A 23,136-nucleotide genomic window follows, 5' to 3' on the forward strand; every position below is an offset into this window, starting at 1 on the left:
CACAAAGGGCTTCACGTTCATCTTCGGTAAGTGTCACAGTGTATCTATTCATGATTGATCCTCTTGGATTCATTATGAACAGTATACAATATATTCTTCACGACATTTCGCTGTTGACTCGACACTACAAACCTTCTCTGAACAATGAAACAAAGAGAGGACTATATAAGTATGGAAATTTTATTCTAAAGCATGACTTCTTTTTTTAAAAAGCAATCTGAAACAAGAAGTGAAATAGCGAATGAGTACTTAATTCCCTGGTACGTAATTGGAGTAACTGCAATCATCTGCGCAGCGACTCTGATTTTAATCGCTTTTCTGGGACCCATTGGCCAGGGAATAATCCAGTATAGAACCTCTCAATCTGGTATATGGCAGATCGCCGGGCAGGATCTTGCAAATTTGGTACTGATCGCACCTATACTGCTAATTGGTGGATTTCTATGTTTGGCCAGAAGGGCCGGCTCGAAATACCTATTGATACTTACACCGATAACATTAATGTATACAGGGCTTTCCATCGGGATTGGCCAGGAATGGAGCAATTCGGCCTACAGCGGCAATGTTGAGGACTACTGGTGGCTTTTCGGCACCCTTATAATAGGCGGGCTCATCCTGCTTTTGGGTAGCTTATCTATGTTTACCGAAGCTGATGCTCCTGACTTCAAACCAGGAGGTCTGCGAATCTACGTGGGTCTAATGACCTTATTCTTCCTGCTCTTTGCAGTGATGTGGATATCTCAAATCCAACAAGTTACAAATACCGGAGACCTTACCGATGGCTCATACAAAGCGGCTCCAACTGCCTTCTGGACCATCAGGTATCTTGACCTTGGAATAAGTATTCCCTTGGGCTTTCTGGCGCTATTCCTGATGCTTTCAAAACCAAAAAAGGCATATTCAATACTGCTCCTGTTCTTTGGATTCTTCATTACCATTGGAACCGCTGTAGACATGATGGCCATAGTTCAAGTCTTGAACGGGGATATGGAGGCAGCCAAAGAAGGACTCATTATATTCCCAATACTCACAGCTTTCTCCTATGGAGGCCTCTTCTATCTTGTTAAAGATAAAATTCGTCGAAATGCAGGCAAAAGCTCAGGATAACCAGAACTGACTATTATCAAGCTAGTGTCGAGTCATTCATCAAATATTGGTCAATCCGGAATAGTTGCACCCGATTTCATACGACATTTTGCCATTGACACGACACTAGCCTCTATTGCGATTTTACTGCAATACTTTTTGTTTCTTCGGATGTATAACTCCATGAGCCCCCCGATTTAAGTGAAAGCAGAAAAGGAAGAAATAGCTCTTCTTGAATTCCAAAACTGGAAATTATACTTTTTTCCAGGGCTGAAAACTTGAAAATCGCCCGAATTTCTTCAGCATCCATATTTGCATCCCCCTCAAGAGTTTGAAGATCAAAGCCCATTTAATTTTCCTTTATTAAAAATGCAATTTTTAATTCTCTGGATGATCCTGATTAATCGGTTGATATTATTCAGAATATCCAAAGCTGGAATCTTTTGTTTTTCTCTTCTGCGCCTTGCAGACTGAAGCCTTCTCGCCATTCACGCAAGAAAAACAATAACAGGTGAGTTCAGGCTGGTATTAAGAGAAAACGAGAATCATAGTGAAATATCATCCTGACCCGAAGAATACTTCCCTTGATCCCGGAAACCGCTTTTCAATTCACAGATAAATATCGGAAGTATCCGCCAGCTTGTCTGGCAGCCCTGCAAAAACATCATCAAACAGCATCAAACAGCATCAAACAGCACCAAACAGCATCAAACAGCACCAAACAGCAAATTTACCTCAAGTAAAAAATAGAAAGGAGACTCGAAAAAAGTATTATTCAGAGAGAATTTAATTTTGCTTTCGTTGAGCTAATTCTGATTTTTCTGTCGCTATTATTTGTTCGTTTTTGTTGTTCTATCATAGGTTTTTCCGGGCATTTCTACCTATAAGTATTTTATAGGCGGTATCAGTCATTTTTACTGTTGGCTTTTTCCTCTTTTCGTTTCTCTTCTGTTCTTTTTGTCTGAAAGCCGCTCTCCTGCGTCGAGCGTGACAAAAACGGCTCGATCTAGAGAATATGGTTGTACGGGTCAGAAAGATCTGTAATCTAGTCCGCTTGAGCAAATCGACCTGTTAAAACCCATCAAGTAGTCCTCTTGAGCGCAGCGAAAAGGACCTCGTGTTCCCGAAGCGAAACTCGGGAGTGACAAAAACGGCTCGGTCTAGAGAATATGGTTATCCGAGTCAGAAAGATCTGTAATCTAGTCCGCTTGAGTGAATCTACCTGTTAAAACCCATCAAGTAGTCCTCTTGAGCGCAGCGAAAAGGACCGCGTACTCCCGAGGCGCAATTCGGGTGGCGCAATTCGGGTGGCGCAACTCGGGCAGGACTGCTGAAAAATGATAAAAGAAAATACTTCCACTAGATAACAAAGCAAGGGAGGTCTGCAGCCCTTCGTCCGTGTTTCTGATTTTTATAATTTTTTGCAGATCTATTTTACACAGTGGTGTCGATGTATGATCAAAAAATCCCCTTCAGGATCAAATTATTAAATTATTTATACTTTAAATTACACATATAACACACAGTCTATAAAAATTTAGTTGATATTTCATCTGAAATAAATTTTAATTTATGCCTCTGCTTGTGTAATAGAAATGAGAGGAGCTTTAAAATAATGGCATTACTATGTAAAAAAACAAAGTTACAATTTATGACAATTGCGTGTTTTATCTTTCTTATTGTGAATGGAACCGCAGTTGCTACTGGGGAGGATATTCACACACCTGCCACGCGATACGTGGGCGCAGCGGGCGGCGGAAATTATACAACTATCCAGGCTGCGATAGACAGCTCAAGTTCTGGAGACACAATCATTGTTTATCCGGGAACGTATACAGAAGTTGTAGATGTTAATGTAGCAAGCCTCACCATTCGTTCTTTTTCTGGAAATCCTGAAGATACAATTGTAAGAACGCTTTCACCGAGCCACAACTTCAAAGTAATTGCCAATGATGTAACTATCAGCGGATTCAACATTACCGGGGAAGGATACTATACAGGAGTTTTTATAACTGGGGTTTCAGGGGTTAACATAGTCAATAATCAGTTTTCTGGGAACGATTGCGCTATTCAGATGGAAAGTTCCAGCGGATGCAATCTGATCAACAATACAGTTTCCGGTTCTACCAGTTATGGCTTCCATCTTCGTTCTTCCAGTAACTGTATTCTGACCAACAACACAGTTTCAAACACTTCTTATGAAGGCATCTATCTGTCTAATTCCGGAAGCTGCGTCCTGAACGGCAATACAGTTTCAAACACTTCTGATTACGGCATCTATCTGTCTGAGTCCGACAACTGCACCCTGGCTGGTAATACAGTTTCAGACACTCCTTCTGATGGCATCTATCTGTATTATTCCAGTAGCTGTAATCTTACCGGCAACACAATCTCAAACACTGATGATGATGGTATCTATCTGTATAAGTCTGAAAGCTGTAATCTTACCGGCAACACAATCTCAAACACTGATGATGATGGTATCTATCTGTATGAGTCTGAAAGCTGTAATCTTACTGGCAACACAATCTCAAACGCTGATTACGGTATCTCTCTGGCTTATTCCAGTGAATGCGTCCTGAGAAACAACACTGCAAGTTCAGGAATATATGGAATCAGCCTCTGGGATATCAAAAACTGCACACTTACAGGCAATATCATGTCTGGAAACTGGTACAATTTTAACCTTGATCCCTATTATTACAACGATTTTGAGAATTCAACCGGGAATATTATTGATACCAGCAATCTTGTCGATGGGAAAGCGGTTTATTACCTTGAAGGAGAGCAAACTCCCTCAATTGGAAGGGATGCAGGGGTTATCTACTGCATAAACTGCGGAGAAGTCGAAATTAAAGACTTTGTGCTACAGAACAACTCATATGCGGTTTTCCTGTATAATACGAGTTCGGAAATGCAGAACAACACCATAAATAACACCGAATTTGGAATCACGGTTTTCTCTTCTGATGACGTAAGCCTCTCGGACAGCAGGGTTGAGAACTCATGGGCTGGGATCGTGTTTGAAGAGGATATGAATATCACTCTCACTGACAATACAGTTCAGAACTCTACATATGGAATTGTCACCTTTGATTCCGATAACTGCACGCTTAAGGGCAATTATGTTCAGAATGCCACAGAAGAATATTCCTACTATAACTCTGTAAATTCGAAGCTTGTCAGAGGTGAGGAAAACACCCTCACAAGGGAAAATACCCTCACAAGGGAAAATACCCTCACAAGGAAAAATAGCCTCATAAAATCGAACCTCGTACAGGGCACGCGATCCTATGGTTATGGAATCTATTCAGAAGATTGCCAGGACCTCAAACTTGAGAATAATATCGTTGACCAGGCAGACTTCGCAGGAATTTATCTTGAGAGTTGTCAGAATGTCAGGCTTGTGAGGAACTCGGTACGGGACATAGGATACATAACGAGTTATGTTTATGACTCTTCAAGTGTAGAACTTCTGGATAAAACCGTTCAGAATGCCACAAAAGAATATTCCTACTATAACTCTGTAAATTCGAAGCTTGTTAAAGGTGAGGAAAACACCCTCATAAGGGATAATACGCTCATAAACTCGAACCTCGGACAATCCAAGCAATCCTATTGTTATGGAATCTATTCAGAAGATTGCCAGGACCTCAAACTTGAGAATAATATCGTTGACCAGTCAGACTTCGCAGGAATTTATCTTGAGAGTTGTCAGAATGTCAGGCTTGTGAGAAACTCGATACGGGAAATCGAATACATGGGGATTTTCTCGAATGGCTCTTCCAGTGTAGAACTTCTGGATAACACCGTTCAGAATATAACAGGTGAAACTCAACTCTATACAACTGAAAATTCCCCTCTTGTCAGTTCCCTTCTTGTCAGTTCCCCTCTTGTCAATTCCCCCCTTGTAGGCGTAAGCTTTGGACCCTCAGGATGTGGAGTATTTATAAGTTTATCACAGGACCTCAGGTTTGAGGGCAACACAGTTGAGGACTGTTATCCTGCAGGGGGAATTTATCTTTATGAATCGAGAAATGCAACACTTGAAAGCAACACTATTAAAAACTGTATGATTGGACTTATTGATTTCATGAATGACAATTGTAGCGTGAGGGATTGCTCCTTAAATAACTGTACTTCCGCAGGAATCGTTATTCTGAACTTCGATAAGGTCCCCGGGACCGGGTATACAGTTGCAGGCTGCACGGTAGACGGAAGTGAAATCGGGATGCTGGCACTAGGAAAAGGTACCTTTGCCGGAAATACTTTATCCGAAAATGAAATCGGGATGCTGGCGACAGGAGAAGGTACCTTTGCCGAGAATACTTTATCCGAAAATTCTTACGGCATGGTGTTCTATAATGTGGGTAACAGCCTGATATATGGTAACACAATGGTTCAGAACAGCCTGGCAGGACTTGTCATTGAATCCGAAGAAGACGACCTTTTGACAGCCAACGGGCTTGTAGGAATCCTGGAAGGTCCCGAAAGCGGAAATAACACAATTTACAACAATTACTTCAACAACATAAACAACACCCTCATTAGTAGTGAGGCAAACAATTCCTGGAACACCAGTAAAATTTCAGGGGAAAGTATAGTTGGAGGCCCGTATCTGGGAGGCAACTACTGGACAAATCCCAATGGGACAGGCTTTTCAGAAAACTGCACGGATGCTGACAAGGACGGTATTGCAGATTCCTCCTATGAAATCGTAAACGGAACCTTTGACTATTTGCCCCTTACGATTATTCCCCCCACACCAACCATTACCTCCACACCAACCAAACACAAAAGCTCCACCAGCTACGTTCCCTCAAGGGGAGAAAGTGCCGGTGTTACAGGTACTGATAGTTCACAGAAGAGGGTTGTTGCAGGAACTGAGGCCAGCTTTAGATTCAATAACCCTGTTTCAGGCATACTGGAGCTCAGTTTCACGTCACAGCAGTATTCCGGAAATGTTGTCTCAAGGATTGAGGTGCTTGGAGACGGAAGTTCCGGAGAAAAACCTGAAGGAGAAGTCTATCGGTTGATGAACATCCTGGTAGGAAACGAACGGTTTGAAAGTGGGACCAACATCAAAGGAGCGGATATTAACTTCAGGATATCCAGGAGCTGGGTAGAAGAAAACAATATTGACGTCTCCACCATAACAATGAACAGGTTCCACGACGAAGAATGGAATGCGCTTTCCACCAAAATGACCAGCGAAGATGAGGAGTTCTACTATTTCAGTGCAAAAACTCCGGGTCTCTCTCGTTATGCTATTACAGGGGATAAGTTCGGTACCGAAATAATCACTCCGGCTGAAGTGGAAGAAACCGGTACAGTTACCGGAGAAAGGCAGGAGGATATCAAAAAGAGTACACCTGGATTCGAAAGTATCTTTGCGGTTCTTGGGGTCCTTGTTTCGGGGTTCTTTGCAAAGAAAAGAGTTTTAAAATAAATAATTTGGAAAATAAGGGGATACTTCATATTCCCTGATTTTCTCTTCTTTTTTGCCGTTAAACCTTTCTTTTCGAGCTGTTTTTGTTTTATTTTTCTTCTCAACCCCTCATTTTTGCAGGCGCATCCAAAATGAAAATGATTATTTTGAGTGGGTCTGTCCTTATAGGGTCTGTCCTTATAGGGTCTGTCCTGATCAGTGATAGGCTCCCGAAACCAGAAAATCAGCAATGGATTCAATTTCCGGGAGTTCCACGTTCAGCTCCTCTCCTGCAAACCCTGCCTGGAAAACCTCCATATCCGATGGCACTGAAGCAAGGACGTGAGTTTTGTCCACGGTTTCCAGCATGAACTGAACCCCGATTTTATCCGCACGGTTGAGAATAAAATACAGAGGTTTTCCAGCTTTTTCTGCAAGTTCTCTGGTTTTTTCAGAAAGCCGTATGGATTCATAAGACGGATCAAGTACCATTAATACAAGGTCACACCCCTCTTCAACCCCTCTTCCGAAATGCTCTATACCAGCTTCCGTGTCCACGAGTACCAGGTCTTCAGATGTAGTTTCCATGTTCTTTAGCAAATTTTTTGCAAGAGCACCCATAGGACAGGCGCAGCCTTCCCCGAAATCATGGATTTTGCCTACAGCCATCATTTTTATGTTTCCATTTTCTACCGTATAAGCCCGAGGGATATCGGATATTTGCCATTTATTTTCAAAAACACTTATTGGTTCCCCTTTCAGAAATGCCTGCTTCATTTTATCTCCCAGGGATTTTTTTCCTCCGAGATAATTCATGAAATCTTCAGGCATTCCAACACCAAGCTGCCTGTGAAGCCCGAAGTTCGACTCGTCACTGTCTACCACAAGTACATTGTAACTCCTTTTAGCCATGGATTTTGCAAGCAAAGCAGTAATCGTACTTTTACCGCTACCACCTTTTCCACATACAAGAACTTTCATACTTACACCTCTTCTAAAAAATAGTTAACCAAACCGGTTTGTGAATTAATGGCATTTAATATTAATATTTTGTTCATTTTTATGCCAAATGTATACATAAAGATTAAGTAAATAAAACTTTCGGAATTTTCATGATTATATAATCTCTAAATCGGGAGGATCATTTAAGGCTGGAAAATAGGGAGTAAGAGCAAAAATAAAACTAAAGAGAGTTTGTAAGAAAATAATCTCAAAGTGAAACATCGATGTAATCAACGGGTCTTTTGAAAACAACCGTATAATGCCAGTTTTGTCACCTGTTCTTTAAACTTATTTATAATCCCCATACAACTATGTATAAAGAGGTTTATATTTGTGGAACCAGCTCAACTTTAAAAATTGTTATGTATTTTTCTAAGCTTTTATATAATTTAATGTGAAAGTAAGATACAACTAAACTTATACAATTGAATCAAATTTTTGAAAAATGAATTAAACTTTTTAAATCCCCAACGATTTTTATTGTGATCCTCCATGAAAAGCAAAGACCACCGTTACATCCCGAACCCGAGGGAATTCACGCATGAAATCGCAGAGGAAACGAAAGTAATTCGCCGAGGAATCACTAACGGAATCACGCGTATTTATTACCCTCTAGATTTCTGGCACAACCATTCCCTTAAAAACATGAGCTATCAGCTTCGTGATTTACTTGAAAAAAAGCTCTGGCTAAAGATCCTCATAAGCATGATGCTTGGAGTATTTATGGGGCTTTTTCTCGGCCCTTTTGGAGGGTATGTTGACCCGGCCTCTGCAGAAATCATAGGAGAATGGATTGCTCTTCCGGGTTATATTTTCCTCGGGCTTCTGAAGATGATTGTAGTCCCGCTTGTTTTTGCCTCCATTATTCTTGGGGTGGCTTCAAGCCAGAGTATGAGCGCCCTCAAAAAGACAGGGCTTTCAACAGCGGTTTATTTTGTGATAACGACTGCAATTGCAACTGCTATTGGTATTGGAATGGCGCTTTACATTCATCCAGGGCAGTATATAAGTGGAGACCTTATTGAAAGTGCAATGGGAAGCGGAGTTCAGGTAGACTCCACTGGTTTGAGTTTCGATCATTCAATTCTGACTATTCCCTCATCACTTATCGGAGGCCTCCTCCCTTCGAATCCTCTTGGGGCTCTGGCTAATGGAGAAATGCTGCAGGTTGTGATCATTGCAATAATCATAGGTGTTGCTCTTGTATCCCTGAATAAGGACCAGTCAACTCCAATGGTCAGCTTTCTGAACTCTTTGCAAGCTGTCTGTATGATAGTGGTCAAATGGAGCATGTCTCTTGCCCCGATTGCAGTTTTCGGGCTTCTTACCAAGTTTACTATCAAACTGGGCATCGATGCCCTTCTCGGAATGATGGTATATGTGGGCACAGTACTTGCAAGCCTGTTGCTCCTTATGTGCCTGAACCTCTTTATTGTCACCGTTGTTGCAAGGTATAATCCCTTTGAGTTCCTTAAAGCTATCCGGGACGTTATGCTCCTTGCTTTTTCTACATCCAGCTCGGCTGCAGTTATGCCCTTATCTATCAAAACCGCGGAAGAAAAGTTAGGGGTCAGGTCTTCTATTTCACAGTTCGTAGTCCCTCTCGGAGCTACAGTAAATATGAATGGGACTGCGCTTTATCAGGGCGTAGCTACAGTCTTTCTGGCTGAAGTATTCGGAATAGACCTCGGGCCTTTCCAGCTCCTTGTTGTAATGGTCATGGCTGTTGCAGCATCCATAGGGACGCCTTCGATTCCGGGGGTGGGAATTATTGTCCTTGCCCTGATTCTCAACAGCGTCGGGATTCCTACAAGCGGAATAGCTCTCATAATGGGAGTGGACAGAATTCTTGACATGACCAGGACTGCAGTGAATGTAGCGGGAGACCTTGTTGCCTGCAAGGTTATGGACCGCTGGGTTGGAGAAGAAGTTAAAGAAAAGGCTGATAAAATAGCCGATACAAAAGTTGAAAAAGCCCCCAAAGAAAAAAAGGAGGAGAAAAAAGAGGACAATAAGAAGGTAAATAAAGATATTACAGCGTCGGAATACTCAAATATACAATTTCTAACGTAAAACCCTTTTTCCGAAAATGATCTTAATTTACTTTTTGGGTATAACTTAAGGGTTTTTTAACTTATAAGATATTTAACCTTAATTTGAGGACTTTCAGGCTGTAACAGCTTTGAGGGAACTTATACTCCTCTTTTTTCTTTATACATTTCAATTGATTTCCTGACTGTTTCTTCTTCGAGCTTTCCTGTGGTAGAGGTTGTCTCAAAGAACCTTTTCGGGAGAGTGAGGTTTTCGAATCTGAAACCGAATTTCGTCTTAAGCTCGTATTTTTTTCTGAAAATATCCCGGCCCAGTTCTTTCAAATCCTCTTCAGTTTTCTCTATCCCTATGCACTTAAGGGCCTGAACCATATTTTCGTATGTATAGACGTTCCTCGCAAAGAGGCAGGCAACCATGCAGTTCAGGACACTGCGGCGGTCTTCTTCATCGATAATGTAGTCAACAATTTTCTCATCCGATATTGGCTGGTTAAATGCTTTCTGGTCTGCGGAATAACCTGCATTGTCCAGGTGGGAGTGCCGGGCTCCAACAGAAAGCCCAAGTATGTTTCCAAGCCCTGTGTGGTAGCCGGGAATCTCCAGCCCACCCAGTCGGATGGCAAAATCTTCTCCTCCATATTTTTTTGAGGCATAATCCACCCCTTTTCCGAGGGCTGAATAGAATTCGTTAGGAGCCTGGACTACAAGCTCTATTGCCCGAAGGTACGCTGCTTTGTCTCCCCAGGAAAGTTTGAGCCCCAGGGTCTCTTCAGTGGATATATTCCCGCGCTGCTGCATCTCGGTTGCCCAGGCGAGTACAACTCCCATGCTGATTATATCGACCCCGGTTTTTTCACATAAATCAATAAGTTCAAGCACGGCTTCTGGGTCTGCAACTCCAAGATTTGAGCCAAGCGCATAGATTAGTTCGAAGTCATAGGAAACGTTAAGGGTTTCATATTCATGAGCTTTTGAGAATGGGCGCTTTAGCATGGCTATATGGACGCAGCCTATGGGACAGCCGGCGCAGGACACCCGCCGGATCAGGTATTTCTCCGCAAAATTCTCCCCTGAGATATTTTCTACACCCTCAATGGAGGTTGCCTGCAGGTTCCGAGTTGGAAGACCTTTGAGTTCGTTTAAGACCAGGATGTTTTCGCTTGTGCCAAGGTTGTGGTACTTTTCCATCAGCCCTGTTTTTACAATCGTTTCGTAAAGTTTCCCATACATTTTCCTGTAGGCATTGTGGTCAGGGCTTTTAATTTCCCTGTTTCCTGCAACCAGAATAGCTTTAAGCTTCTTTGCCCCAAAGACTGTCCCGAGCCCGAGGCGCCCGAAGTGCCTGTAGGTGTCAACGTTTACACTTGCATACGTGATACCGTTCTCTCCTGCGGGACCTATCCTGATAATGCTGCGCCTTCCTGCTCCGGGCTCTACCCTGCGGAGGACCTGCCCCACATCAATTGCAGAAGAAAGGTTCCATATGGAAGATGCATCCCTGAAAGTAACCTTATCATCGTGTACCGTCACATACACAGGATACCTGGAAGAGCCTTTGATAACGATTGTTTCGTACCCGGAATAGCGCATGGACATGGCCAGGTGCCCTCCTGCATAGGACTCTCCGAGTTCTCCGTTAAGGGGGGAGCGGAACAATGCAACGGTTTTGGTACAGGTCGGATACACGCCTGAAAGAGGGCCTGTGCTGAAAATGATTGGCATGTCAGGATCAAGAGGACCTGTGCCTTCTTTATATTCTTCGAGCATGAGGTTCGTGGCAACTCCTATGCCTCCCAGGTACTTTTCATAGAGGTCTGGCCTCTCCTCAACGTGATAACTCTGGCTGGTCAGGTCAATGTAAAGTATGTTTCTAAGGCCCGGAATCGCATACTGCTCTGTTGTCATTTTTCCCCCTCAGGCTCTTTTTCCCCGGAATCTTTTTCTCCGTAAAGATCTTTATGGGATGCAGTAGGGCTTTCCGGACCTGTATCTTCAACCGGGCTCGTATCCGTGACTTTTAATTCTCCACTGTCTTCGACCTCAATCATTTCAAGTACATCATGCGGGCAGAACTTTGTGCAGACCCCGCAGTGTTTGCAGATTACTGCTTTTTTTTCCGCATCCAGATGAATTGCCCCTACTATGCAGGCTTCGATACAGTTTCCGCAGCCGTTGCAGATTTCTTTGTTGAAAATGACTCCTCCCCCTTTCCTTTTGGTCAGCGCGCCAACAGGGCAGGCCCTCATGCATGGAGGATCAACACAGGCATGGCAGACAATTGCATTGTAAGGAGTTTCGATTCCACCGCTGGTCTGGATGTTAATTCTGCTGTTTTTCAAAGATATGGTATCGTACCAGGTCCTTGCACAGGCCATCATGCAGGAATAGCAGCCTATGCAGCGGGCCGGATTTGCAACTTTTAACCTTTTTGCCATTACGTTCCCACCCTGGATTCCCTTTTACGAAAAATAGGTCCCTTCGTTTATATAATGTAGCATTGAAATACAGCAGCAATCGAGCCTTGGATTTATTGAAAATTTGAAAAATGGTAAAGATTTCCTGCGTTGTATTTGATATATTATATATTAAGACTGAATTGAAATAAACCGCCCCTTGAATGTAAATAGAAAACTCTTTATTCTCGGAGCCCATAATAGGATATAGGATTCCTAGTTGTTGAATTGTTGTATAAATAGCTATCGGAAATATTTGGTCTGGATGGTTTATATGCTACAAGATGAGATAATACAGCACAACAAAATGATGCAGCAGAACAAATTGATAATTGGTACTTTTAGTTTACTGTTCATTTTGTTGGCGCTTATCAGTTTGTACTGGATCTGACTTTACTGGATCTTACCTCAAACCCGGTGGATTGAAGCTCAGACGCAAAAAGCGTTGCAGATATGGAACCGGGTATTTTCTTTGTGGTTCCAATCAGTTTCCAGAATTTCATCCTGTACCTCAGGACTTCCAGGGTTTCCCTGGGCTTTTCCCAGCAGGTCGTACAGGTTGATAATGGTTCCAGCTTATTGGCAGGCCCTGCAGAAGACGTTGTAGAAAAAAGGATCTGGCCCAAAACAACGGAAAACGACTCATCATTACTTTAACAGGCCCTGAAGGCAAAGGAGGCGAAAAAGAAATTTGAGTTTCAGGAGACGAGAAAGAAATTTTATTTTTCTTCGATTTAAGAATTACTTTTTTCGAATAGAATTTTTCAGAGTTACTTTTTTCAAACAGCATATTTCAGAGTTACTTTTTTCAAACAGCATATTTAAGGGTCACTTTTTTGGACATAACAGACTTTCCGCATATCTCGGATTATTATTCAGACATTTTTATTGGAAAACTGTAAATACTGTAACTTGCTATTGAATTTTTGAATTTTTATGCACATTACTACTAACGCCCTGGGGTCGTGTCCGTGAGTTATTTAACAGGCACTCTAAATCCCAATAGTTCACCTAAATTCCAAATATGATCTGTAAATTTTTCTGCCATTGCTGGTGTTCTATATCCCCATCGCCTATTCCCACAATTTATCTTTATTTTTAGTGAATCATGAGGTTTGACAAAGTTATACCATGCTTGGAATAAATCCAATGCCTTTGTATGCATCCTCATTTTTTTACTGAAATTCATTCCTCTCCGTATAAATCTTGCAAGAGAGGCTCGGATTGTGAGGTTAAATCTTTCTACATAGGATGTACCAATATATCCGTTTTCTTCAATTTCAAGCATTTTTAATATATCCTTTTTATTACCAAAAACGATGTTCTTAACCGTTTCAACCACTGTCTCCCCCACCTTTTTCTTTTCAATTTTAACATATTTCAAGTCTTCTGGAGGAATCAATCTTGGAAGTGGTTTTCTGCCTATACCTTTGTATGGAGGAACTTCAAGAATTCCATAAATATTTACCAATCCTTCTTCAAAGGGATCCCAGTCATCTGAAGTAAACACCGGAGTCAAAGATGATTTTGAACGCATCTGTTCAACCATAGCAAATAACTCCATAGCATCTTTAGAAGTTCGACTTCCTTCATGATGACATAGAAACAGCCTCGTATCGCTTTTCATAGCTGTCAATGAGTAGACATCGCCATACTCTTCGGGGTCATAATCTTTCAAGTTTTTTTGTTTTTTTTTATGAATTCCCAAATCTCATCGACCTCTACTCTTGTTAAGTTGAGATCTTGTAGAAAATACTTTGTAACTTCTTCACAATGGGTTCCTGCAATTTCAAGCCATTTTGAGATTGTATCTTTATCGTGCCCAGTAGCTCGCGCTACTCCACGAATGCTTCCTTTTTCAGGAATCATTGAAAGTGTTCTTAGAACTTCTTTTCGGGGAGTATCAAGTCCGAAAAATACTGTACCTCTTGTTTCGCTAAAGTAACCCTTGCATGTCCTGCACTTAAGAAGTGCACGATTGTCTTTACCATACCTTTGTTTGATGACGATATTTCCATGGTCTTGTTTCCCATAATCTGGACACTCTTCGTTCCAGCACCAAAATTGTGACAAATCTATTTCAGATGCCATTTTCACACACCTGAAATAAGATATATAATTGAAGAAATATAAAATTATGGAAATGACTCACGGACACGACCCGCCCTGGACCATCACGGTATAGTTTGTGGAATTTTCGATGAACTTGAAATTGGAAGTATTATAGATGAAGTGCTTCCCAAAGTTGGGCAGCATAAGTTAGCTCATTCAATAGTAATAAAGGCAATGATTCTTAATTGCCTTGGATTCACTGACAGTCGCCTTTACTTGTACTCTCAATATTTTGAAAATCTTCCCGTTGAAAGATTACTTGGTCCTGGAGTTAGTGCATCAGATCTTACTGCTGACGTTTTAGGGCGAACTCTTGATAAGATATACGAAGCAGATCCGACTTAATTGTTCATGAAACTTTCCATGAAAATGATGGAAATTGTGAACCTTAAGGTAATGCAACTTCATTGCGATGATACCAATTTCAGCGTTCATGGAGACTATGAACCTGAAGATAGTAGCTCTGCCATTGAACTCACTTATGGTCAGGCAAAAGATAAGATATATGATTTGAAGCGTTTTTCATGGGGATGATTGTAAATCAGTATGGTATGCCATTATTTACGCAGGCTTATTCTGGAAATTCATCCGACAAAGAAACCATAGTAGAAGCCATGAAAAGACTTAAAGAAAACATAGAATTCCCTGATGATGTTTATTTCATAGCTGATAGCTCTCTGTATTCTGAAGGTAATGTCAAAGCATTAAAAGACATGAAGTGGATCACTCGTGTTCCCTCAACTATAAATCTTTGTAAAAAGCTACTGATTTCTGACATTGAGTTTAAACAGGGAGAAGATCCACGCTACTCGTTTTATGAAACAATGGTTGAATATGGTGGCATAAAACAAAAATGGGTAGTTGTTCACTCCACCGAGATGCATAAAAGAAAAGACATTACGCTTGAAAAGAAAATAAAAAAGATAGTCAAGGAAGCTCAGAAAGATCTTAAAGAGCTTAAAAAAATAGAGTTTACATGTGAAGAGGACGCAAGAGCAGCTCTGAAAAGATGGAAGAAGAAGAACCCTTACTGTTTGCTGGAAACAGTTGACATCTCCACAATCTCAAAAAGAGAAAACGGTAAGAAGGGCAGACCAAAAAAGGGTGAAAAACTTGTCACTCATTATGTTGTAGATGCAAAAGCTATCAGGAATGAAGAACTCGTACAGCATGAAAAGAAGTACCATGTAAGATTTATAATCGGAAGCAGTGACCTGGATCTTGATTCTGAAGAGATGTTGGAAAAATACAAAAACCAGAGTAAAGTGGAAAAGGGATTCAGGTTCATAAAGGACAAAAGTTTCAGGGTTTCGGAGGTTTATCTTAAGAAACCCGAAAGAATTGAAGCATTGCCAATGATCATGGTTTTAACTCTGATGGTTTACTCGGTAGCAGAATGGAAGCTTAGAGAAAAACTAAAAGAAACAGGGGAATCAATACCGAATCAGGTTAAAAAACAAACTCAAAAGCCGACGTTGAAATGGGTTTTCATGCTGATGAGGGGGATTACGGAAGTGGAAGTAAAAACGAAATCAAAAACGAAAATTCAAGTTGCCAACCTGGATGAGATTAAGGAGAAGTTAATAAGGTTGATGGGAAAGAGTTGTGAAAAATACTATTTTTGAGATGAGGGTATAGGCTCATTAACTAAAAAATCTCAAAGGTTTCAGGTAGCACAAGTAGCGGATGCTATTATGGAATTCAGGAAATACCAATCATACAGTATGAAAAATGTGGGACACTAATAAGTTCAGTTAGTGTTGTGCTAAAAAATCAACGAATTGCCATTAACAAAGGTCAATTAGAATTGGAAAGTTGGCCATTTAATAAAAATAATGTTATTTTTGTGGATATTTGCGGAATGTCGGATGACATTTCCAGGCAAAAATAGTTCAGGTTCTCAAAGCTGAAAAAATCGCATATTTTACTCCAAAAATGATGGTACTGTGCAAAATAACTTGTCGCTGAGTTAAATAGGAAGCTATTTATGGCTCTTCGCTGTTTTATATGGATTGAAAATAATTATATAGTCAGAAAGTTATCATGTAAAAAAAACAAACATCGATCTTGCATGTGATATCCCACAACAAATGTTGTAAAATATTGGGCATGTTACTTTCACATTCAGGAAGTATATATGAATTACCCACTCGAAACAGCGAAGAGCCGTTTAAGGTTTCAAGCTTTCCTGAACTTACTCCATTTTACAGCTTACTTCCTTGTGAACGATATATAATATGGTTCTGTGTAATCTACGGAATTGGGATAAATATTCGATAGGCTTCGAAGTCGTTAAAGAGTCAACCACTGTCAACTACACAGTACCTTTTTTGCTATGTTCACTTTGCAGTTTCGCCGGGTTCCCGTATCTACCACAGGTAGATTGCTGTATTCAGCTGGGAACCAAGACAAAAAAGAGTCAATCAATAGGTTGAACCACATCACGAAAAGGATGTTAACTCATTTTTGCTCTGGCGATCTGCTCAAGTCACATGATTACTTTTGAAAGGCGTTGATCAATTCTTCTAAGTCTATTCCCTATTTCTCTAATTTCAGCTTCTATGCTTTCAAGTCGGTCCACAACATCGTGTTCTGCACCAAAGGCAATGGGAACCAGTCTTTTGTTCACTATCTTATAAGAATCTAGCAGTTTAAGATTCCCATTAAAAGAAATGGCCCCGGAATAATCAATATCTTTCAGTACAAAAGCATCCTCCGCGCAGAACGGCCATTTTATCTGATTTGTAGCCACTTTTACCATTGGTGCTATATTTGGTAATTTACCTGTTACAGATCCGGCGATTGCTTCTTGAATTATCACATGGATGATTATGCCAACTACAGCAATTACTATAGCAACAACAATAGCGACAATTGTTGCTACCAGCAAACTTGCCACTACTGCTACAATGGCAACGACAACAGCACCAATTAAGGCAATAACAGCCTCTGTAACAACAACCCATGCAGCAATATCTGTTGAGTTTTGGACATCTGGGTCACCAATCATTTCATATGTCATTACTTGCTCGCCCTTGTCGTTTTTACCAAGGCCAAGTGTCTGCTTTGTCGTAATAGTGGTTGTTGCATCGATGCCCGGTGATATATTTGTGCGGATCTTTGCACTCGTCCGGATAAAGGTTTCATCAAAACAAATTTCGAAATTTTCGGCTACAGGATGATAGTCAATGGCACCCACCTTTACATTGTCCATCTTTAAGTTATGGGTGGTAACAGTAGTTCCAGCTTCATCCACAATATATTGAGCATCTGGGGAATCAGAGAAAACATATGGGAGTGATGGTATAAGCTGATACTTTACAAATATCTCACGGCTAATGAGGAAAACAGCATTGTCATCTTGTTGCAGATCAACTGCAGGTAACTGATTTGGCAATCCAGCAGCCGAACGATTATTAGTCATACAAAGAATACCGAAAATACTGCTATCCTCAGTGTTCTTATCTGTATAGGCATAACTGATTGAGGTTGCTCGCAGCCACTTAAAATCTTCTGACTTTTCCCCCATATTGTTAATTAATACTGTTGCGAATAATGTGTTAAATTTTTCGAGATTTTCAGATAGATTTAGCCATTTTTCAAACAGACCACGCAAAATACTTTTGTTTAGATTGTCAATTGTTTCACTTGGGTCGTCCAAGGAAATTACAGAAGCGATTGGTTCTGATTCACTAACTTTTGTCGTATTAACATGAAGATCATATGTGCCATCTTTGGCTGTAGGTTCCGGCACAGGCAAATAGTTGAGTTTTACATATATATCAACTGACACGTTGGCAAGGTCAAAAGAAGTTCCCTTTCCAAAATCCATTCCAACGTACGTTCCGGATTTCATCGGCAGTTTGAGTTTCACATTTCGTCCGTCTCCTCCGGGGACGATTTGCCATGCATCGAAATTACCAGAAAGAGACAATGAACTTTCTGTATATGAAATATCAGCTGGATAGGTTTTTTGATTCTTAATACGTGCATTTAAAGCAGTAACCCTACAGATCGAAACGGTATCCCAATTATTCGTGGTCACCGTGCTTGCAAGCATCAATTTTTCATGATTCTCGGCACTTGGGTGTACTTTTGCTGCATTTTTGTACAGCTTGGAATTTTTTATACTTTCCACTGCCGCAAGATTTAAGTTCACAAAATCAACCTTAATAGGTTGGTTGATACCAGAGTATACTACTTTTTCAGATTCGTTACACATGACTTTTCCTCCTAATTAATATTCAAAAATTAGCGATTCACTAACATATACAGATTTCACTACGGCCTGATTCTTGCACCATGTGACCGTATTGATTTTATTGGCACTTATTGAACTGCTTCTGCTTTCGATTGATTTGATAAGATCGTCGGAAATTACAGAAACCACAATCGTAACAATTACCCCTACTATTGGCGAAAGCCATTTAAGATACCACGGAATGTCCACTGTATGTGAAAAATCACGGCCATTTTGATAGAACGAAATACTACCTTGGGTATCTAACAATGCGTTCATCTTAACATTTCCGTTCCAGTACATTGCAATTCCAACATACATGTCGCATTTTCCATTGTAGCAAACCATGATTCTGTCGCCCTCCGCTCTTGCAATATTCATTTCTTTATAAACAATTGGGGTGTAATAAATTGCACCAGATTTAATTTCGTGCAAGCGAAGGTCTTCCCTGTTGAGAAACTCACGGTCTCTGAAAAAAAAACAGTCGGAAGAACAATTTTGATAAATATCCGCCAAGCCAGGCAAAATAAGGTTTTTCAGCATGAGCTCGCTGGACATTACATAAAAGGAACTAGCTCCTAGCGAAATACCAGTTATATCGACATCTAATGGAAGCTGAGAGATATTCTTATCGCTACATACGGATAGAATAGCAAGATAGCCTGAATCAAGATATGAATAGGCACATTTTTGTGGAATTGCCCAAGTAGGACTGCCACTTTTTGCAAAACTGATTTCCGCAAAAATTAGTTCAAATTGTTTTGGATTGGATATCAGGTATTTACAAATTGAGTCCAATACCACATTGGATAATGCCCCCACCTTTCCCCCGGAGTCTAAAAACGTGATTGGGAGTACCCAGCCGTTTGTTTCCGGAATCATTTCTGAACGATTCTTCGCTAAATTTTGATACTCAGATTTCAAAACAGTGATATTGTTTTGTGACGGAAGCAACGAAAGGGTAATTTCGATGATTGCGCTAGTATTTTCTAAATTTACTTTAGTTTGCCCCAGAGTAATCTCACCGGATTGAATGGGCAGCTTAAGCCGTAAGATACGCCCCCCTCCACCTTCAATTATACTCCAGCATGCAAACAACCCATTGATGTGAACCTCCGGCTTAGAACTCGTATAACTGAAGTGTGAATCAACGCCAGCCCATACACCTGCCAAATCGGAGTTAATCCTTTCTAGCTTTACAATGCTGATTGTGTCCCATCCTTTTGTTAGCATGTAATCAACTTCTAGAAAAATTAATGTGTTGTTGAGTAAAAGTATAGTTCTTTACATTTGGAATTAAATAGGCAGAACTTACCAACATTTAAACATACCAACATTCAAACTTAGCCACATTGTAACATATAGAAACTCCTATATAATCATAGTGAATTATAGAAATATATTAAATAAGTTATAGAACATATCCCAAATATAATGTAACTATTCAGCCATACCTTGAGTAAAAGCAATTTTTCCTCTTTCCGAGGAAAAATGTAACTATTCAGATAGCCTTATTAGAGCTCCACAATTTTTCCTCTATCCGAGGAAAAATTGGATCTAAAATGAATCAATTCTCTTCTTGATGAAACGTGAAGAGATTCTTGCTCTGTGTGTTTCAAACCCTGAAGTTATTGCTTACATTGAGAGTCTTGAATCTCAAAATAAAGAACTCACTGAAAGATTAATAACCTTAGACTCAGCTTTCAAAGAAACACTATTTTTGCCATAATTTGTAATAAAAACCATTAGCGATGAGCATCATTGCAAATTCATAATTGTATTACCTAATAATTAAATTCGATTTAAAAGCTCTATAGATACGGTTTTTTTACAGAAATTATTTATATATGTATTACCTATATACCATTATGACTACAATCATAAAAAAAATGATTAATGATAATGCATACTTTTATGCGGTAAAATCTGCAAGGGTGAATGGAAAACCGAGGATAGTTTCTCAGGTGTATCTCGGAACCGCAGATAATATTGTTGAGATGAAAAAACAGTGTGAATCATTACCTTACATAAAAATGAAATCCTTTGAGTATGGCAAACTTGCCGCACTTCTCCATGTGAATGAAGAGCTTGGATTCGTTGACATCGTGAATAAGCATACTAATAAAAAATCAATAGAAGGTTTAAGTGTTGGGGAATATCTTTTACTTGATATAGTAGGAAAAAGTCATGGAGTTTTAAGTGAAAACGGCATAGGAGAATGGTTTAAAAAATCTGCCTTCTCTTTTATGTTGGACTTCCCACACAAATTAAGTTGTCAGAATATCTTGAATCAAATGAGCTATATTAATTCTGACACTATGAAAAATATTGAGGATGATCTGTGCCGAGTTCTCGTAGAAAAAGGATTAACCCCCTCAGTACTTTTTGTGGATGAATCAAACTGGTTTACCTATGCTACTAATTACGATGAAGAACGTGAACTTCTCCATAAAGGGTATAACAAAAAGCATCGTAAAGACAAAAATCAGATATGTGTGGCATTGGCTACAAATGATGATAATATACCTTTTATTCACGAAACATATCCTGGAAATGTTCATGATTCGGAAGAATTTTCAGGCCTAATAGATAAAATCATAAATCAATTGACTGAATTGAACATATGTTCTGAAGATCTTGTCCTTGTCTTCGAAAAGGGAAACAATTCAAAGGACAACATTAACCAGGTAACTTCAAAGATGAATTTTGTAGGGGCTGTAAAAGCAAATCAGGCCGAAGAGCTTCTTGAAGTACCTTTATCTAACTATCAATTTCTGTATAAAAGCTCAGATGACCACAAAATTTATGGATATCGTACAAAGCATCAATTTTACGGGACAGAATTTACAACAGTAATTACTTTCAATGAAGGAACCTATAAACTTCAAAAAAGAACTTATGAGTCAAACAAATCAAAAATAATTGAGAATCTGGAGGATCTACAGAGAAGACTCGAAAGCAACAGAGGAAAAGCAAGAAGCAGGAGCAGCGTTGAAACAGAGGTTGCAGACATAATTATGAAAAAATACAGAAGTGTTGTAAAATATGAAATAATTGATGCTATAGAAGGTCAGAAAAAGCCTCAGTTAAAGTTCTGGATTGATGAGGAGAATGAAAACAAGTGTGAAAAATCATTTGGGAAAAATCTACTGTTTACAGACAAACATCAGTGGCATACTAAAAAAATTGTGCAGACATACAACAACAAAAACAATATCGAGGACGATTTTAAGCTGTTGAATGATCACTTGCTTGTCCCTGTAGGATCTGTGTATCACCATAAAGACGAAAATATCAGAGTTCACGTGTTTCTATCTATAATCGGCTTACTTTTCTACAGATATTTAGCCTGGGAAACAAAGAGATATGGATTTTCTATGAGAAAACTCATTGAAAAATTGTCAGAGATCAGGCTGGCTATAGTTCAGGAAAAAAAATCAAACTTATGTGAAATAATTCTGGAAGAGATGGACACAAAACAAGCATCTTTATTTTCTTTTTTAAACTTGGGAAAATTCCTGCCATCTTAATGAAAACAGAATCATTAGGATTATTCATTTCTTAGTAATACACAAACTAAGCCACAAGATATCGAAAAATCAATCATCTTTGAAAGTCCTATTGGTTCATATGACCCTGTGACTTAAATGTATCATTGGCGGTTCATATGAACGATATATATGTTACAAAGAGTGGGATGACGAAGGAACAAATGTTTCGTCTTCGTTTAATAAATGGATTCAATTTTGCCCCTATAATTGCAGACGCAATAGTTGATCTGAGTAAAGATTTCTTTCAAAATGATAATTCTGGGGTTTGTAATGGTCAAATTATTTATCTTGCCATTTCTGATGAAGAAGGTCCTGGCAAGTCTGTTCTTGATTCGAAACATGTAGAGGTTATCCTGACATTAGATGCTCCTGAAGATATGGATGTCTACAAGAAATTTGGTTTATCAGCATACAGACAGCACATATTGCTAAGGATCACACAAGAGGCCAGAGATCAGAACGCTCTTTTAACGATCAAAGATCTTGTAAAACTTTTCAAAAGCAGTTACAGCACTATAAAAAGAGACCTAAAGTACTTCCGAGAAAGAGAACTCTATGTTCCCCTAAGAGGTATCGTTAAAGACATTGGTCCTTCATCACATAAATCAAAAATTGTAGAGTTATATGTGAAAGGATATACGTCCACTGAGATCCAGAGATCAACAAGACATTCTTTACAAAGCATAGAACGTTACATCAAAGACTTTTCTCGTGTCTCTATTCTTACACAGAGAGGAGAATCAATAGACAATATCCGATTAATCGTTGGAATTTCAGAACGTTTGATAAAAGAGTACCAGGAACTTTTCATAAAATACAAGGATGGGGACCATAAACAAAGAGTTGAAGAGCTGATAGATAACGTAACTGTTTATGATTCACCAATGAGTTTCAAAAAAAATGCGGGGATGAGAATGTGAAAGAGGACTGGTATAGAAAAGCATATGGTCCTTCTGCGGCAAAGACCTATGAAACAAGTTTGTTCAACCTTATAACGACAGAATTTGGATACATAGGTGGTCCTGATGTAGTCAAACTGTTTGCTAAAAAAATTGTTGAGTTGAATAACCAATACTATCTACAAGGAGAATTTGTTCGTCCAGGTCAAATGAGGTGGCTTGCATTAAAGGCAGGGCAGAAGTATTCAAAGAGTAAAAAGTTGAGCGATATGCAGCTCCTCCCTGTTACATTAACCTTGATAAGTCCCGAAGAT

General features: G+C 39.7%; 15 protein-coding genes and 2 pseudogenes. 9 read left to right on the forward strand and 8 right to left on the reverse strand.

All coding sequences use genetic code 11. From position 1 onward, the window contains the following. The first annotated feature begins 192 nt into the window (after window positions 1-192). Window positions 193-1,107 (forward strand): hypothetical protein, encoded by a 915-nt coding sequence (locus PHF18_RS10235; protein ID WP_300102109.1) that lies wholly within the window; start codon window positions 193-195, stop codon window positions 1,105-1,107. A 112-nt stretch (window positions 1,108-1,219) separates the two neighbouring features. Here the strand turns inward: PHF18_RS10235 and PHF18_RS10240 are convergent, their stop codons facing one another. Next, window positions 1,220-1,435, reverse strand: a complete 216-nt coding sequence (locus PHF18_RS10240; protein ID WP_300102114.1) for a hypothetical protein — start codon at window positions 1,433-1,435, stop codon at window positions 1,220-1,222. A 1,302-nt stretch (window positions 1,436-2,737) separates the two neighbouring features. Between PHF18_RS10240 and PHF18_RS10245 the strand changes: the two genes are divergently transcribed. Then, window positions 2,738-6,535, forward strand: coding sequence for a NosD domain-containing protein (locus tag PHF18_RS10245; RefSeq protein ID WP_300102117.1), 3,798 nt, complete (start codon window positions 2,738-2,740; stop codon window positions 6,533-6,535). 195 nt (window positions 6,536-6,730) lie between these two features. On the opposite strand, the gene PHF18_RS10250 is transcribed toward PHF18_RS10245, so the two are convergent. Continuing rightward, complete coding sequence (locus tag PHF18_RS10250; RefSeq protein WP_300102120.1) at window positions 6,731-7,495, reverse strand: P-loop NTPase; 765 nt, start codon at window positions 7,493-7,495, stop codon at window positions 6,731-6,733. A gap of 513 nt (window positions 7,496-8,008) precedes the next feature. Here PHF18_RS10250 and PHF18_RS10255 point away from each other — a divergent pair. Beyond that, complete coding sequence (locus PHF18_RS10255; RefSeq protein WP_300102123.1) at window positions 8,009-9,589, forward strand: dicarboxylate/amino acid:cation symporter; 1,581 nt, start codon at window positions 8,009-8,011, stop codon at window positions 9,587-9,589. Window positions 9,590-9,708: 119 nt separating this feature from the next. Here PHF18_RS10255 and PHF18_RS10260 read toward each other — a convergent pair whose 3' ends face one another. Together PHF18_RS10260 and PHF18_RS10265 are read right to left on the reverse strand one after the other, a co-directional pair. Beyond that, window positions 9,709-11,472 carry an aldehyde ferredoxin oxidoreductase family protein gene (locus tag PHF18_RS10260; protein WP_300102126.1) on the reverse strand — a complete coding sequence of 588 codons (1,764 nt, stop codon included), beginning with the start codon at window positions 11,470-11,472 and terminating at the stop codon, window positions 9,709-9,711. Continuing rightward, on the reverse strand, window positions 11,469-12,002 hold the full coding sequence (locus PHF18_RS10265) for a 4Fe-4S binding protein (RefSeq protein WP_300102129.1): 534 nt from the start codon (window positions 12,000-12,002) through the stop codon (window positions 11,469-11,471). Before PHF18_RS10265 ends, PHF18_RS10260 begins: the two co-directional genes overlap by 4 nt. Before the next feature lie 471 nt (window positions 12,003-12,473). Here PHF18_RS10265 and PHF18_RS10270 point away from each other — a divergent pair, with 471 nt between their 5' ends. Next, window positions 12,474-12,677, forward strand: coding sequence for a hypothetical protein (locus tag PHF18_RS10270; RefSeq protein ID WP_300102132.1), 204 nt, complete (start codon window positions 12,474-12,476; stop codon window positions 12,675-12,677). Window positions 12,678-12,996: 319 nt separating this feature from the next. Here PHF18_RS10270 and PHF18_RS10275 read toward each other — a convergent pair whose 3' ends face one another. After that, entirely contained in the window at window positions 12,997-13,698 is a 702-nt protein-coding gene (locus PHF18_RS10275) for a hypothetical protein (protein WP_300102135.1), read from the reverse strand. After that, window positions 13,695-14,111, reverse strand: a complete 417-nt coding sequence (locus tag PHF18_RS10280) for a hypothetical protein (RefSeq protein ID WP_300102138.1) — start codon at window positions 14,109-14,111, stop codon at window positions 13,695-13,697. The genes PHF18_RS10275 and PHF18_RS10280 overlap by 4 nt, the downstream gene beginning before the upstream one ends. A 75-nt stretch (window positions 14,112-14,186) precedes the next feature. Between PHF18_RS10280 and PHF18_RS10285 the strand changes: the two are divergent. After that, window positions 14,187-15,757: pseudogene (locus PHF18_RS10285) on the forward strand (IS1634 family transposase). A gap of 863 nt (window positions 15,758-16,620) precedes the next feature. On the opposite strand, the gene PHF18_RS10290 reads toward PHF18_RS10285, so the two are convergent. Both PHF18_RS10290 and PHF18_RS10295 read right to left on the reverse strand, forming a co-directional pair. Beyond that, window positions 16,621-18,354 carry a TULIP family P47-like protein gene (locus tag PHF18_RS10290; RefSeq protein WP_300102141.1) on the reverse strand — a complete coding sequence of 578 codons (1,734 nt, stop codon included), beginning with the start codon at window positions 18,352-18,354 and terminating at the stop codon, window positions 16,621-16,623. Window positions 18,355-18,369: 15 nt separating this feature from the next. Further along, on the reverse strand, window positions 18,370-19,605 hold the full coding sequence (locus tag PHF18_RS10295; protein ID WP_300102145.1) for a TULIP family P47-like protein: 1,236 nt from the start codon (window positions 19,603-19,605) through the stop codon (window positions 18,370-18,372). 349 nt (window positions 19,606-19,954) lie between these two features. On the opposite strand from PHF18_RS10295, the gene PHF18_RS10300 reads away from it, so the two are divergent. From PHF18_RS10300 to PHF18_RS10315, 4 genes and pseudogenes are all read left to right on the forward strand, one after another. Continuing rightward, window positions 19,955-20,101, forward strand: coding sequence for a hypothetical protein (locus PHF18_RS10300; protein ID WP_300102249.1), 147 nt, complete (start codon window positions 19,955-19,957; stop codon window positions 20,099-20,101). 139 nt (window positions 20,102-20,240) lie between these two features. Further along, window positions 20,241-21,902, forward strand: a complete 1,662-nt coding sequence (locus PHF18_RS10305; protein WP_300102148.1) for an IS1634 family transposase — start codon at window positions 20,241-20,243, stop codon at window positions 21,900-21,902. A gap of 137 nt (window positions 21,903-22,039) precedes the next feature. After that, window positions 22,040-22,843 (forward strand): DUF1670 domain-containing protein, encoded by an 804-nt coding sequence (locus tag PHF18_RS10310; protein ID WP_300102151.1) that lies wholly within the window; start codon window positions 22,040-22,042, stop codon window positions 22,841-22,843. After that, window positions 22,840-23,118: pseudogene (locus PHF18_RS10315) on the forward strand (DUF1670 domain-containing protein); the annotation flags it as partial. The gene PHF18_RS10310 and the pseudogene PHF18_RS10315, both read left to right, overlap by 4 nt. Window positions 23,119-23,136: the final 18 nt, after the last annotated feature.

This window comes from Methanosarcina sp. (assembly GCF_028693135.1).
In the GTDB taxonomy this organism is placed as follows: Archaea; Halobacteriota; Methanosarcinia; order Methanosarcinales; family Methanosarcinaceae; genus Methanosarcina.